9 protein-coding genes and 1 pseudogene are annotated in these 12,254 nt (G+C 69.2%); 6 read left to right on the top strand and 4 right to left on the bottom strand.

What is annotated here, in order from left to right:
• Positions 1-315, top strand: a pseudogene (locus ACHFFZ_RS02365) (hypothetical protein); the annotation flags it as partial.
• A gap of 52 nt (positions 316-367) precedes the next feature.
• Positions 368-1,033 carry an isochorismatase family protein gene (locus ACHFFZ_RS02360; protein ID WP_394275062.1) on the top strand — a complete coding sequence of 222 codons (666 nt, stop codon included), beginning with the start codon at positions 368-370 and terminating at the stop codon, positions 1,031-1,033.
• 13 nt (positions 1,034-1,046) lie between these two features.
• On the opposite strand, the gene ACHFFZ_RS02355 is transcribed toward ACHFFZ_RS02360, so the two are convergent.
• The 3 genes from ACHFFZ_RS02355 to ACHFFZ_RS02345 form a co-directional block, all read right to left on the bottom strand.
• A complete protein-coding gene (locus ACHFFZ_RS02355; RefSeq protein WP_394275061.1) occupies positions 1,047-2,855 on the bottom strand; it encodes an AMP-dependent synthetase/ligase in 1,809 nt (602 codons plus the stop codon).
• A gap of 126 nt (positions 2,856-2,981) precedes the next feature.
• Positions 2,982-4,820, bottom strand: a complete 1,839-nt coding sequence (locus ACHFFZ_RS02350) for an AMP-dependent synthetase/ligase (protein ID WP_394275060.1) — start codon at positions 4,818-4,820, stop codon at positions 2,982-2,984.
• 13 nt (positions 4,821-4,833) lie between these two features.
• On the bottom strand, positions 4,834-5,628 hold the full coding sequence (locus tag ACHFFZ_RS02345; protein ID WP_394275059.1) for a deoxyribonuclease IV: 795 nt from the start codon (positions 5,626-5,628) through the stop codon (positions 4,834-4,836).
• An 80-nt stretch (positions 5,629-5,708) separates the two neighbouring features.
• Between ACHFFZ_RS02345 and ACHFFZ_RS02340 the strand changes: the two genes are divergently transcribed.
• From ACHFFZ_RS02340 to htpX, 3 genes are all read left to right on the top strand, one after another.
• A complete protein-coding gene (locus ACHFFZ_RS02340; protein WP_394275058.1) occupies positions 5,709-6,128 on the top strand; it encodes a hypothetical protein in 420 nt (139 codons plus the stop codon).
• Between the two features lie 68 nt (positions 6,129-6,196).
• Positions 6,197-8,290 (top strand): phosphate acetyltransferase, encoded by a 2,094-nt coding sequence (gene pta / locus ACHFFZ_RS02335; RefSeq protein ID WP_394275057.1) that lies wholly within the window; start codon positions 6,197-6,199, stop codon positions 8,288-8,290.
• A 134-nt stretch (positions 8,291-8,424) separates the two neighbouring features.
• The gene (htpX, locus tag ACHFFZ_RS02330; RefSeq protein ID WP_394275056.1) at positions 8,425-9,318 is read left to right on the top strand and encodes a zinc metalloprotease HtpX; all 894 of its coding nucleotides are present in this window, start codon (positions 8,425-8,427) and stop codon (positions 9,316-9,318) included.
• A 10-nt stretch (positions 9,319-9,328) separates the two neighbouring features.
• Here htpX and ACHFFZ_RS02325 read toward each other — a convergent pair whose 3' ends face one another.
• Complete coding sequence (locus ACHFFZ_RS02325; protein WP_394275055.1) at positions 9,329-10,810, bottom strand: carboxyl transferase domain-containing protein; 1,482 nt, start codon at positions 10,808-10,810, stop codon at positions 9,329-9,331.
• Positions 10,811-10,978: 168 nt separating this feature from the next.
• On the opposite strand from ACHFFZ_RS02325, the gene ACHFFZ_RS02320 reads away from it, so the two are divergent.
• The gene (locus ACHFFZ_RS02320) at positions 10,979-12,169 is read left to right on the top strand and encodes an acetate/propionate family kinase (RefSeq protein ID WP_394275054.1); all 1,191 of its coding nucleotides are present in this window, start codon (positions 10,979-10,981) and stop codon (positions 12,167-12,169) included.
• Positions 12,170-12,254: the final 85 nt, after the last annotated feature.

The raw sequence follows: 12,254 nt of genomic DNA, 5'->3' as shown, positions 1-12,254 counted from the left end.
GCCAAGGGGATCGACCACTCCTTCGAGGTGCGCGGTCAAGGCATGCGTCGTCATGCCCGGTTGGAGTGTCCGGCCACCGGTATCGCGCTGGACCTGTTCAGCGACCAACCGGCGCTACAGGTCTACACGGGCAACTTCCTGGACGGCTCCTGGGTACCGGCTTCAGGCCAGCGCCTGCGCCAGGGCGACGCCGTCGCCTTGGAACCACACCAGCACCCCAACTCCCCCAACCAGGACTGGAGCCGCAGTGCGGGGCTGCGCCCCGGCCAAACCTGGACCAATACCATCGAGTGGCGCTTCTCCCGGACCCTCTGACCACAGCCCAGCCCCCCTAGGATCGTGCCCATCCCGACGTGAGGAGCCCGGCATGACCACCTTCACCAGCCGCACCGGCGATGCCCTGCTGGTCGTCGACGTCCAGGTGGACGTGATGGCCCGGTGCTGGCAGCCGCACCGGGGCGTCGAGACCATCGCCGACCTGGTGGCCCGGGCCAGGATCGCCGGGACTCCGGTGGTCTGGGTGCGGCACCAGGAGAGCGGCCTTGACGCCGCCAGCCCGGGCTGGCAGGTCGTGCCCGAGCTGGTGCCCGAACCGGGCGAGATCGTCGTCGACAAGCGCTGGGGCGACTCCTTCAGCCACACAGACCTGGACGACGTGCTCGCCGAGGCCCGCGCCAGCCACCTGTGGATCACCGGCGCCCAGAGCGACTCCTGCGTGCACAGCACAGCGATGGGCGCCCTGCACCGTGGCTACGACGTCACGCTGATCGAGGACGCGCACACCACCCGTGAAGGCTCCTACGAGCAGCTGCACTTCACCGCCGAACAGCTGGTGGCACTGGCCAACCGGCTGGTGTGGACCACGAACCTGCCCGAGGTCGACGCGCGCGTCTGCCGCGCCGCCGAGGTGTGCTTCCGCCCCGCCGACCGGATGGACGACGAGGACCGGATCGAGGCGCTGGAGGCCGACGAACAGGCCGAGCAGGACGCCGAGGACGTCCAGCTCGGCCTGGCCGACCCCGACGAGGACTGACCCCGCCGCAGGATCAGCTGCTCTGGCCGCCCTTGCGACGCTCGGCCAGCTTGGCGTACATCTCGTCGACCATGTCACTGAAGCGCTTCTCCACCTCGCGACGCTTCACCTTGAGCGTCGGGGTGAGCAGGCCATTGTCCATGGTGAATTCGTCGAGCAGGACGCGCAGGTCGCGGATCTGCTCGTGACTGGGCAGCTTCGCGGTGAGGGCCTGCACGCGCTGGCGGACCTCCTCGACCACCTCGGAGTTCTCCATCAGCTCGGTCGGGCTGGTGTAGGTGATGCCGCGCTTTTCGGCGATCTCGGCCAGGTGCGGGGCCGATGGCTTCACCAGCAGGGTGAGGCAGGGCCGGTTGTCACCCAGGAGCACGGCGTGCTCGAACAGCGGATCGGCCAGCAGAAGTCCCTCGATGGGCTGCGGGGCGATGTTCTTGCCGTTGAGGGTGACGATGATGTCCTTCAGGCGGTCATTGATCACCAGGTAGCCGTCGTTGTCGACGTAGCCTCCGTCGCCGGTGTGCAGCCAGCCGTCCTCGTCGATGGTCTTGGCGGTGGCCTCCGGCTGGTTCCAGTAGCCCTTCATCACGTTGGGACCACGGAAGAGGATCTCCCCGCCCTCGCCGATGCCGATCTCACCGCCGTCCATCACGGGGCCGCAGGTGCCGAAACGGAAACCGGTGGGCTGGTTGAAGCTCACCAGCGGAGAGGCCTCGGTCAGACCGTAGCCCTGCAGGATCAGCAGCCCGGCAGCCGAGAAGAACTCTTCCACCTGGATGCGCAGCGGCGCCCCGCCACAGGCCATGACAGTCTTGTTGCCGCCCATCGCCTCGCGGATGCTGGACAGCACCAGCTTGTCGGCCAGCGGCAGCTGGGAACGCCAGTAGAGGTTGGGCTGCTTGCCCTTGCGGTGGGCGCGCTGGCACTGGCCGCCCACCCTCAGGGCCCAGTCGAAGATGCGCTTGCGCACAGGGTCGTCGGCCACCTTGGCGTGGGCGGTGGCGTAGACCTTCTCGTAGAGCTTGGGGACGCTGGCGATCAGGGTCGGCTTGGCCAGCACCAGCTGGTCGGCCACGTCCTTGGCATTGGGAACGCACGTCACCATCGCGCCACACTCCAGGTTCAGCATGGTGAAGGCGAACTCGAAGGCGTGCGAGAAGGGCAGGAAGGACAGCGAGTGGTCCTCGGGCGTGATCGGCAGGCCCTTGCGTAGCGCAGCGCTCTGGGCCATCACGGCCTTGTGCTCGAGCATCACGCCCTTGGGATCGCCCGTGGTCCCGGAGGTGTAGATGATGCGGGCCAGGTCCTCGGGGCGGACGGCGGCGAAGCGGCGCTCCACCTCCTCGGTCAGCGCGTCGAGGTCGGCCCCCTCCAGCGCGTCGAAGTCGGCGAGGCTGCGCACCTGGTCCACCTCGGTCGCCTCGAAACTGACGATGCCGAGCAGGCTGGGCATCTGGTCGCGGGCCGAGTGGCAGCGCTCGGCCTCGGAGGGGCCGCCGACGAAGGCGAAGCTGGCGCCGGAGTCGTTGATGATGTGGCGGATCTGCTCGGGCGTGCTGGTGGCATAGATCGGGGTGGGGATGGCGCCGATGGTCATGCAGGCGAAGTCGACCTGCAGCCATTCGGGGCAGTTGTTGGCAAAAATCGCCACCCGGTCGCCTGCCTTGACCCCGGCATGGACCAGTGCGGCGGCGCTGCGGCGCACGGCGGCGTCGAGCTCGTCGAAGCTCTGCACCAGCCAGTGGTCGTCCTGGCGGATGCGGGTGGCGGGCCGCTGACCGTGCTCGGCGACGGTCGAGCGGAACATGTGGGCGAGATGCTCCATTGCGATCCTCCAGGAGGAGTGAAACCTACGGTGCCGTAGGAAGGACTCCTAGATTGTGGCACCTGATCACGACATTCACCACGCCAGCCACCACATTCCGCCACCGGCTGAGGGGCCCGCGAAGCCTCAGCTGCGTCGTCTGCGCTCCGCCAGTTCCCGGTAGGTCTCGGCCACCTCGGTTGCGAATTCCTTGCCCACAAGACGTCGCCGCACCTTCATGGTGGCGGTGACCAATCCGCTGGCCATCGTGATACGCCCATGGCTGAGCACGACGTCACGCACCTGCTCGTGGTGCGCCAGGTCCTGGGTCAGCACGGCCGCCCGCTCCCTGAGGTGCTCACGCACCCGTGGCTCGACGGCCAGCTGCTCCGGCGGGAGTCCCTCCAGGCCCAGCTCGACGGCGATCTGTTCCCAGCCCTGGGGGCTCGGCTGCAGGATCGCCACCAGGCAGGGCCGGGCGTCACCCACCACGACAGCCTGCTCGAAGAGCGGATCGGCCATCAGCGCCGCCTCCACCGCCTGCGGGGCGACGTTCTTGCCATTGGCGGTGACGATCAGGTCCTTCATCCGGTCGGTGATGGTGACGAAACCGTCGGGGTCCACATAGCCGACGTCGCCGGTGTGGAGCCAGCCGTCGGCGTCGATGGCCTCGGCGGTGGCCTCGGGCTGGTTCCAGTAGCCCTTCATCACGCTGCCGCCGCGCACCAGCACCTCACCACCGGCACCGATGCCGAGTTCTCCACCCTTGATGCAGAAGCCGACGGTGCCCAGCTTGTAGTGATCGGGCCGGTAGATGGTCATCATCGGGCCCGCCTCGGTGAGGCCATAACCCTGCCCCAGCAGGATTCCCGCGGCGGAGAAGAACTCCTCCACCTCGCGGCGCAGCGGCGCCCCGCCACTGACCATCAGCTTCTTGTTTCCCCCGACGGCGCCGCGGATCTTCGACAGCACCAGCTTGTCGGCCAGCGGCAGCTGGGAGCGCCACCACAGGTGGGGCCGCTTGCCCTTGCGGTGGGCGCGCTGGCACTGTCCCCCGACGCGCAGGGCCCACCGCATGGTGCGTGCGGCCACCGGGCTGGAGGCCTGCTCCTTGGCGCCGGCCATGATCTTCTCGAAGAGCATCGGCACGCTCACCAGCAGGTTGGGGCGTGCCTTGGCCAGCAGATGGGCCACCTGCTTGGGGACGGTGCAGTAGGTGTTGAGGCAGCCAGAGCGGTAGACGTGGAAGGTCCACAGCCGCTCCAGGGAGTGCGCCAGCGGCAGGAAGCACAGCGACTGGTCGCCGGGGCGGAAGTCCCAGCAGTCGTCGATCGCCTCGGACTGCTGCCCGAAGCCGCCATGGGTGAGCATCGCGCCCTTGCTGCGCCCGGTGGTGCCCGAGGTGTAGACGATCGTCGCGATGTCGCTGGCCGAGCCTGCGACGGTGCGGGCCTCCACCTCAGGCAGGAGTGACAGGTCGGCGCCGGCCATCACGCGCTCGAAGGAGTCCAGCCCGTCGATCTCGTCGAAGCCGACGACGGTGAAGGCCTCGGAGGCCCCGGCCAGTGCCCGTCCGAGCACCTCCGCCTCGCGCGCGCTGCCGACGAAGACGATCCGGGCGCCCGAGTCGTCGAGCACATGACGCACCTCGTGGGCGCTGGAGGCCGCAAAGATGGGCACGACGATGCCGCCGGCCGCCAGCGTCCCGAAGTCGGTGATCGACCACTCGGGACGGTTCGCGCTGAAGATCGCCACCCGATCCCCGGGCTGCAGGCCCAGGCCGACCAGCGCGCAGGCCATCTGCTGGGTCTGGGCGTGGAAGTCGCGGTAGCTGGTGGTCTGCCAGCTGCCGTCGGCCCCCTGGGTACGGTAGGCGGGCAGCTGGTCGAAGCGCTCGGCGGAGTGGGCCAGCATTCTGGCCAGGTGGTAGCCCTCTCCTGGTGCTGCTGTGGCTGCTGGTGCGGTGGTGTTCTCGTCGATGGTCATGCGCTCGCGGCCCTCAGGCCAGCTTCTCCTTCAGGTAGTCGATCTCGGTGGCGTGCGATGCGGCGTCGCCGGGGGTCTCGAGGATGATCGACGATCCGGCGAGCCGGACCACCTCGACCAGCCCTTCGGGGTCCACCTGCCCCTGCCCCAGGGCGGCATGGCGGTCGGCGCCGGAGTCGAAGGCGTCGCGGGAGTCATTGCAGTGCACCAGGTCGATGCGCCCGGTGATGGCCTTCACCTTCTCGACCAATCCGACCAGCTCGTTGCCGCCGGCGTGGGCATGGCAGGTGTCCAGGCAGAAACCGACCTGCTCGAAGCCCTTGGCGCTGGAGATCGCCGTCCACAGCTGGTCGATGCGCTCCAGACGGCGGGCCATCGCGTTCTGGCCGCCGGCGGTGTTCTCGATCAGCACCGGGCAGGCCATGTCGAGCCCGTCGATCGCCTTGCGCCAATTGTCGAAACCGACCGCCGGATCGTCGTCCTTGGTGACGTGGCCGCCGTGCACGATGACCCCTGCGGCGCCGATCTCGGCGGCGGTCGTCACGGTCTGCTGCAGCAGCTTGCGCGAGGGGATGCGGATGCGGTTGTTGGTGCTCGCCAGGTTGATCACATAGGGCGAGTGGATCCACAGCTCGACCCCTGCCTCCTGCGCATCGGCGCGCAGGGCTTCGGCACCGCCCTCGTAAGCGATCTTCGGCCCCTTCCACCCCTGCGGGTCCCCCAGGAAGAACTGGAGGGCCGTCGCCCCCATGGCAGCGGCCTCGGCAATCGGGTTGGTCTGGTCGACGTGGGCACCGAGCTGGATCATGCTTCGAGCCTACCCACCGGCTCCGACATCGGGCACGGGTGCGAATCATCGCCCGCCGCGATCTTTGCCAGACTGGACACATGAACCAGAACCCCGGCACCCTCGCCGACAGCGAGGGCGTGCGCGCCATCGACGCCCGAACCACCCGCAAGTATGCCTTCCACTTCGTCCTGCTCGGGCTGGCAGGAGCGTTGGCGGCGGCCCTGTGGATGATCTTCGTGCCGGCGGTGGCGATCGTGCTGGGCCTGGTCGTGGTGGCCATCTGCATCGGCGTCTTCGCCCGCTTCGTCGCCGCGCACCGCAGCACCGCAGCCCGCACCCTGCCCCTCACCCGTGCCTTCTGGCTGGCCTACGCGCCCGGGCTGCTGCTGGTCTTCGTCACCGCGGCCCTGCGCGGCGCCGACTGGCTGGTGCTCACTGGCGGGGCGCTGTGCCTGGTGGCCGGCCTGGCCATCGGCCACCTGGTCCAGCACGGCATGCCGGGGGCCGCCGCTCGCTGAGGGCCAAGCCACTCGCGAGTGCGGCTCCCCCGGTTGGGACGGCCAGTGCGAGGGGATAGTCTCGGGACGTGACCAAAGCCGTTTATATCGCGTCCTCTGAAGGTGGAGTCGGCAAGAGCACGATCGCTCTTGGACTCGTCGAAGCCTTTGCCCGCTCCGTGAAGTCCGTCGGGGTCTTCCGCCCGCTGGTCAAGCACGCCGATGACGACATCGTCACCCGCACGCTGGTGGCCCAGAAGGCCGTGCCCCAGTCGTACGACGATGCCATCGGTGTCAGCTACGCCGAACTGGCCGAGGATCCCGACCAGGCCATGTCGACGATCGTCGAGCGCTACGACCAGCTGCGCGACAAGTACGACGCGCTGGTGATCGTGGGCTCCGACCACGCCGATGTCTCGGCCCCCATCGAGATGAACTTCAACGCCCGCGTCGCCGCCAACCTCAACGCCCCGGTGCTGCTGGCCGTGCGCGGCAAGAACCGCACCGTCGACGAGGTGAAGCGCTCCGCCGAGGTGGGCCTCAAGGAGTTCACCGCCTCGCACAACTCGATCTTCGGCGTCATCGCCACCCGCGTCGACCCGAAGCTGGCCGACGAGGCACGCATCGCGCTGGCCGGCCTGCGCCCCGACCTGGTCACCGGCGTCCTGCCCGAGACCAGCCAGCTGGCCGCGCCCACAGTGGAGATGCAGGTGGAGGCCCTCCAGGCCACGATGTGGAGCGGCAGCAGCCGTGAGCTGGGCAAGGAGTCGCTGGGCATCCTGGTGGCCGGCATGACCCTGCCGAACCTGCTCAAGCGCCTCGAGAAGGACCAGACGGTCGTCGTCCCGGCCGACCGCACCGACCTGCTGCCCGGTCTGGTGGCCGCCCACGTCTCGAACGACTTCCCCGACCTGGCCGCCATCATCCTGACCGGCGGCTACGAGGTTCCCGAGAGCATCCGCGAGCTGCTGCAGACCATCGACCAGCGCCTGCCCATCGCCTACACCACGGTGACCACGCTGGCGGCCGCCGAGCGCCTGGCACGCCTCGAGGGCACCCGCACCAGCTCCCCGCGCAAGATGGACCTGTCGCGCCGACTGTTCACCGACAACATCAACGCGGCCCAGCTGCTGGACTCGCTGGAGCGTCACCCCAGCGAGCTGCGCACCCCGCTCATGTTCGAGAACCAGCTGATGAACCAGGCCCGCCACGACATGCGCACCATCGTGCTGCCGGAGGCCTCCGACGACCGCATCCTGCTCTCCGCCGCGGAGATCCTGGAGCGCAATGTGGCCCACATCGTCCTGCTGGGAGACTCGCTGGAGATCAACCAGCGGGCCCGCAAGCTCGACGTCAACCTGTCGGCCGCCAAGATCGTCAACCCCTCCGACGACGAGCTGCTCAACAAGTTCGCCACCGAGTACGCCCGCCTGCGCGCCAAGAAGGGTGTCACCTTCGAGCAGGCGAAGGAGCGGATGGCCGACCTGTCCTACTTCGGCACGATGATGGTGCACTTCGGCATGGCCGACGGCATGGTCTCGGGTGCGGTGAACACCACCGCCAACACGATCCGTCCGAGCCTGGAGTTCATCAAGACCAAGCCGGGCGTCAACGTCGTCTCGAGCTCCTTCCTGATGTGCATGCCCGACAAGGTCGTCGTCTACGGCGACTGTGCCGTGAACCCGAACCCGAACCCGGACCAGCTGGCCGACATCGCCATCAGCTCGGCGCAGACGGCCAAGGCCTTCGACATCGAGCCGCGCGTGGCGATGATCTCCTACTCCACCGGCGAGTCGGGCTCCGGCCCGGACGTCGACGCGGTGCGCGAGGCCACCCGGATCGTGCGCGAGAAGGACCCGGAGCTGCTCGTCGAGGGACCGATCCAGTTCGACGCCGCGGTCGACCCCGCCACCGGCAACAAGAAGATGCCCGGCTCCGAGGTGGCAGGACGCGCCACGGTGCTGATCTTCCCCGACCTGAACACCGGCAACACCACCTACAAAGCAGTCCAGCGCACCTCCGGTGCCCTGGCCGTCGGGCCGGTGCTGCAGGGCCTCAACTGCGCGGTCAATGACCTCTCGCGTGGTGCCCTCGTGGACGACATCGTCAACACCGTCGCCATCACCGCCATCCAGGCGCAGGAGCGTCCGGCCGGCGCAGGATCGCCGCTGCGCGAGCTCTGAGCCATCACGCACCACCCCACGAGGGGCCGTCCGATCCGGGCGGCCCCTCGTGGCATTCCTGCCCCCCCTGTCCCCCTTGGCATCCGGGCCCGGCCTCACGGAAGGATTTGGCGCGCCATGGTGTTCTGGGAGACATGCACAAGCACTTCAACGGACTGAAGACCGCGGCCCTGTTCGGCGGCATCTTCGGCCTGCTGCTGCTGGTCGGCGGCGCGATGGCCACGTTCACCAACAACTCCAGCTTCATCTGGATCTTCGCCCTGATGGGTGTGGCCACCACCTTCTACAGCTACTGGAATTCCGACAAGCTGGCGATCCGCGCGATGGGGGCCCAGCCGGTCAGCCGTGAGCAGGCACCCGAGATGTACCGCATCGTCGAGGAGCTCTCCGGCAAGGCAGGGCAGCCGATGCCACGGCTGTTCATGAGCCCGACGGCCAGCCCCAATGCCTTCGCCACCGGACGCAACCCGCAGCACGCGGCCGTCTGCTGCACGCAGGGAATTCTGCAGCTGCTCGACGAGCGCGAGCTGCGCGCCGTGCTCGGCCACGAGCTGATGCACGTCTACAACCGCGACATCCTCACCAGCTCGGTGGCCGCCGCCATCGCCGGTGTGATCAGCTCGGTGGGCCAGATGCTCAGCTTCGGCGCCATGTTCTCCGGCGGACGCAGCGACGAGAACCGCGGCTCCGGCCTCGGGGTGCTGGTGGCCGCACTGGTGGCTCCCCTGGCCGCCTCGGTGATCCAGATGTCGATCAGCCGCACCCGCGAGTTCGACGCCGACGAGGACGGCTCCGAGCTCACCGGTGACCCGCTGGCCCTGGCCAGTGCCCTGGCCAAGATCGAGCGCGGCGTGGAGATGGCTCCGCTGCAGCCCACCCGTCAGCTGGCCAATGCCAGCCACATGATGATCGCCAACCCCTTCGGGGGCCTGAACGCGCGCCAGCTGTTCACCACCCATCCCCCGACGGCCGACCGCATCATGCGACTGCAGCAGCAGGCCCAGCGTATGGGCGGGACCCAGTACTGACCCTGGCTGCTCAGCCCAGCAGGCGGAAGCGCTCGTGGCGCAGCTCCAGCCGAAGGGCGGGCTCCAGCGCCTCCAGCTCGGCCAGGTGACGGCCGACGGCCTCGGCCACCACGGCGCTGAAGACCTCGCCGTCCATCGGCGAGGGCTCGCCCAGCACCTCGTGCACCACCCCGTCGGCATGCAGGTCGGCGGCCGAGAGCCGGTGCCGTCGGGCCATCTCGTCGGCGCGGGAGCCGTCGCGGTGCAGGATGGCGCTGGCCCCCTCGGGCGGCAACGGTGCGAGCCAGCCATTGGCGGCACACAGGGTGCGGTCGGCCGGCAGCAGCGCCAGCGCGGCCCCTCCCCCGCCCTGGCCGAGCAGCACCGAGACCGTCGGCACCTCCAGGTCGGCCAGCAGCCCCAGGGTGCGGGCGATCTCGGCCGCCAGCGCACCCTCCTCGGCCTGCTGCGAGAGCGCCGCTCCGGGTGTGTCGATGACGTTGACCACCGCCAGTCCCAGCTCGGCGGCCAGGCGGTAGGCACGCTGCGCCAGGCGCAGGCCTGCCGGTGTGACGGCTCGTTCCTCGACGGGCACGGTGCGGTCATGGCCCACCAGCACCACGCTGCGTCCCGCAATCCGCGCGAGGCCGGCTCGCACCGCCCCGTCCACCGTGCCGTCGCCGGCCCCGGAGAACCACACCACGTCGGATGTCTGCCAGTGCACCAGCTCGGCCAGGCCGGGGCGCTGGTCTTGCCGGCTGGCCTGCACGGCCTCCCACGAGTCTGCCGCGACGGCGAGCGTGCTGTCCTCCCGGTCGATGCTGGGGGCCTCGACCGCCGGCGTGCCCAGGGCGGCCAGCAGCCGCGCCCAGACGCCGCGCAGCTGTGCGTCGGGGACCACCGCGTCGACGATGCCCCGGGACTGCAGGTTCTCGGCACGCTGCACCCCCTCGGGCAACTGCTCCCCGGTGATGGCCTGCTGGGCGCGAGGCCCCAGGAATCCCACCAGCGCCCCCGGCTCGGCCGTGGTGTACTGCCCCAGCGAGCCCCAGCTGGCCAGCACCCCGCCGGTGGTGGGATGGCGCAGGTGCACCAGGTAGGGCAGTCCGGCCCGTCGGTGGGTCTGCACGGCGTGGGCGATCTTGACCATCTGCACGAAGGCGGCGGTGCCCTCCTGCATCCGGGTGCCGCCCGAGCAGGGGGCCACCAGCAGCGGCAGCCGCGCGTCGGTGGCGCGGGTGACGGCCCGCAGCACCAGGTCGCTGGTGGCATGGCCCACCGAGCCGCCGAGGAAGGCGAACTCCCCCACCACCAGCACCACCTCGTGGCCGTCGAGGCGGGCGCGCCCGGTGAGCACCGCCTCGTCCAGGCCGGACCTCTCCCGGGCCTGCGCCAGCTCGGCGGCATAGACCGGGTCGGCGGGTGCGGGGGCGGGACGGTTCCACGAATGGAAGGTGCCCTCGTCGACCACCAGGTCGACGAATTCCCGGGCGCTCGTGCGGTGCGTGGCCACGACGGACTCCTCTGGACGGTGGCGCAGGCCGTTCTGCGCCGCTGCCCCCACGCTAGACCCGGGGGCTTCTCTGTGCTCCTGCTCGTGCCACAGGACGAGCAGACGGTCCCGCCCCAGAACTGGCCGACCGGGTGAACATGCCTCTGTGCCGCACACTAGGCTGACAGCATGCCGAAGCCCATCCTGCTGCTGAACTGTGGTTCGTCCAGCATCAAGTACCAGATGATCGACGCCGACACCGAGAGCGTGATGGCCGTTGGACTGGTGCAGAAGGTCGGGGATCCGACGCCGGGAACGATCGACCACGAGGTCGGTGGCGAGGAGTTCCACGACGAGGCCTACTTCCCCAGCCACACCGAGGCCATCGCCGCCGTCGTCAAGATGTTCCACCGCCACGGTCCCGAGATCCGCGACGCCGTCGCCGTGGGTCACCGCACCGTGCACGGCGGCGAGGAGTTCAACTCCACCGCCGTCATCGACTCCGCCGTCATCCAGAAGCTGGTGGACCTGTCCGGGCTGGCCCCGCTGCACAACCCCCCGGGGATCTCGGGCATCCGCGCCGCCATGGAGATCCTGCCCTCGGTGCCGCACGTGGCCGTCTTCGACACCGCCTTCTTCTCCAACCTGCCCCCCGAGGCCTACACCTACGCCATCGACCGCCAGCTGGCCAAGCAGCACAGCATCCGCCGCTACGGCTTCCACGGAACCTCGCACCAGTACGTCAGCGGCCGGGTGGCCGAGTTCCTGGGCCGTGACATCTGCGAGATCAAGCAGATCGTCTGCCACTTGGGCAATGGCGCCTCGCTGTCGGCCATCGATGGCGGCCAGCCGATCGAGACGACGATGGGCCTCACGCCACTGCAGGGCCTGGTGATGGGCACCCGTTCGGGTGACGTCGACCCCGGCCTGCACGCCTACCTGGGACGGCAGCTGAACCTGGACGTCGCCGACATCGACACCCTGCTGAACAAGCGCTCGGGCATGCTCGGCCTCACCGGCAAGACCGACATGCGCGACATCTCGGCCCTGATCGCGGCCGGGGACGAGGACGCAAAGCTCGGCATGGACGTCTACGTGCACCGCCTGGTGGGCTACATCGGCAACTACATCGCCCACCTGGGCGGCATCGACGCCATCACCTTCACCGCCGGCGTGGGCGAGAACGCCTCCGACGTGCGCAAGATGGTCGTCGACAAGCTCGGCTACTTCGGTGCCGTGCTCGACGAACAGGCCAATGCGATCCGCTCCAAGCAGCCGCGCCGCATCTCCACGCCGGAGTCCAAGGTCGAGATCCTCGTGATCCCCACCAATGAGGAGCTGGCGATGGTGCGCGAGACGATCCGGGCCATCGGCGCCTGAACTCCCGGACGCTGCAAGTTCTTGATGAAGTCGCCCAGGGCCTGGTCACGGGTACCGCACGGCCAACCTTCCAAAGGAACATGAC

It is taken from the genome of Luteococcus sp., assembly GCF_043424415.1.
Lineage (GTDB): Bacteria > Actinomycetota > Actinomycetes > Propionibacteriales > Propionibacteriaceae > Luteococcus.
This window is presented reverse-complemented; position numbering and strand designations above follow the sequence as displayed.

What these genes read in the sequence shown, in the direction of transcription:
- ACHFFZ_RS02340 (WP_394275058.1), top strand. Translation starts at nt 5,709, where the DNA reads ATGAACCAGAACCCCGGCACCCTCGCCGACAGCGAGGGCGTGCGCGCC.
- ACHFFZ_RS02350 (WP_394275060.1), bottom strand. Translation starts at nt 4,820, where the DNA reads ATGACCATCGACGAGAACACCACCGCACCAGCAGCCACAGCAGCACCA.
- htpX (WP_394275056.1), top strand. Translation starts at nt 8,425, where the DNA reads ATGCACAAGCACTTCAACGGACTGAAGACCGCGGCCCTGTTCGGCGGC.
- ACHFFZ_RS02355 (WP_394275061.1), bottom strand. Translation starts at nt 2,855, where the DNA reads ATGGAGCATCTCGCCCACATGTTCCGCTCGACCGTCGCCGAGCACGGT.
- ACHFFZ_RS02345 (WP_394275059.1), bottom strand. Translation starts at nt 5,628, where the DNA reads ATGATCCAGCTCGGTGCCCACGTCGACCAGACCAACCCGATTGCCGAG.
- ACHFFZ_RS02360 (WP_394275062.1), top strand. Translation starts at nt 368, where the DNA reads ATGACCACCTTCACCAGCCGCACCGGCGATGCCCTGCTGGTCGTCGAC.
- ACHFFZ_RS02320 (WP_394275054.1), top strand. Translation starts at nt 10,979, where the DNA reads ATGCCGAAGCCCATCCTGCTGCTGAACTGTGGTTCGTCCAGCATCAAG.